General features: G+C 65.7%; 1 protein-coding gene. It reads left to right on the top strand.

Annotated features, from left to right (window positions below; all coding sequences use genetic code 11):
• Window positions 1–1,180 (top strand): oxalate/formate MFS antiporter (gene oxlT / locus FPV16_RS25820; protein ID WP_227441360.1); only part of this gene is annotated, 1,180 nt, incomplete at both ends.

The following is a 1,180-nucleotide window of genomic DNA, read 5'->3' as shown; positions in this document are numbered from 1 at the left end:
CGCTGGGGTCAGCTGGTGATCGGCGTGATCTGCATGGTGATGATCGCCAACCTGCAATACGGCTGGACGTTCTTCGTCCCCGACATCCAGAAGAAGTTCGGCTTCGACCGGGCGGCGATCCAGTGGGCCTTCACCCTGTTCGTGCTGTTCGAGACCTGGCTGGTCCCGATCGAGGGCTGGTTCGTGGACAAGTACGGCCCGCGCGTGGTCGTGCTGTTCGGCGGCGCCCTCTGCGGCATCGGCTGGGTCATCAACTCCTACGCCGCCTCGCTCAACATGTTCTATCTCGGCCAGGTCGTCGCCGGCATCGGCGCGGGCGCCGTCTACGGCACCTGCGTCGGCTCGGCCCTGAAATGGTTCCCCGACAAGCGCGGGCTCGCCGCCGGCATCATCGCCGCCGGCTTCGGCGCCGGCTCGGCGCTGACCGTCGCCCCGATCCAGTGGATGATCGCCGATCACGGCTTCCAGGCCGCCTTCTTCAACTTCGGCATCGGCCAGGGCCTCGTCGTCTGCGCGCTCGCCTTCTTCTTCACCTCGCCGAAGAAGGGCCAGGTGCCGGAGGTCGTGGCCAACGCCAACATCATCCAGACCCGGCGCAACTACACCCCCGGTGAAGTCGCCCGCCAGCCGATCTTCTGGCTCATGTACTTCATGTTCGTCATCGTCGGCGCCGGCGGCCTGATGATCACCGCCAACCTCAAGCCCATCGCCTCCGATATCGGCGTCGACAAGGTGCCCGTCACCATCATGGGCATCACCATGGTGGCCATCACCTTCGCGGCCACCATCGACCGCGTCCTCAACGGCCTGACCCGCCCGTTCTTCGGCTGGGTCTCCGACAAGATCGGCCGCGAGAACACCATGTTCATCGCCTTCGCCATGGAAGGCTTCGGCATCTACATGCTCTACCTCTGGGGCCACGATCCCCTGTGGTTCGTCCTGCTCTCCGGCTTCGTGTTCTTCGCCTGGGGCGAGATCTACTCCCTCTTCCCCTCCACCTGCACCGATACGTTCGGCACCAAGTTCGCCGCCACCAATGCCGGCCTGCTCTACACCGCCAAGGGCACCGCGGCCCTCCTGGTCCCCGTGGCGAACTACCTCCAGCAGGCCACCAACAGCTGGGACGGCGTCTTCCTCGTCGCGGCCGGCGCCAACATCCTCGCTTCCCTCCTCGCCATCG

It is taken from the genome of Methylobacterium sp. W2 (assembly GCF_020662345.1).
GTDB lineage: Bacteria > Pseudomonadota > Alphaproteobacteria > Rhizobiales > Beijerinckiaceae > Methylobacterium.
Note: the sequence above shows the minus strand (reverse complement) of the source record. Positions and strands in the feature narration are given on the sequence as shown.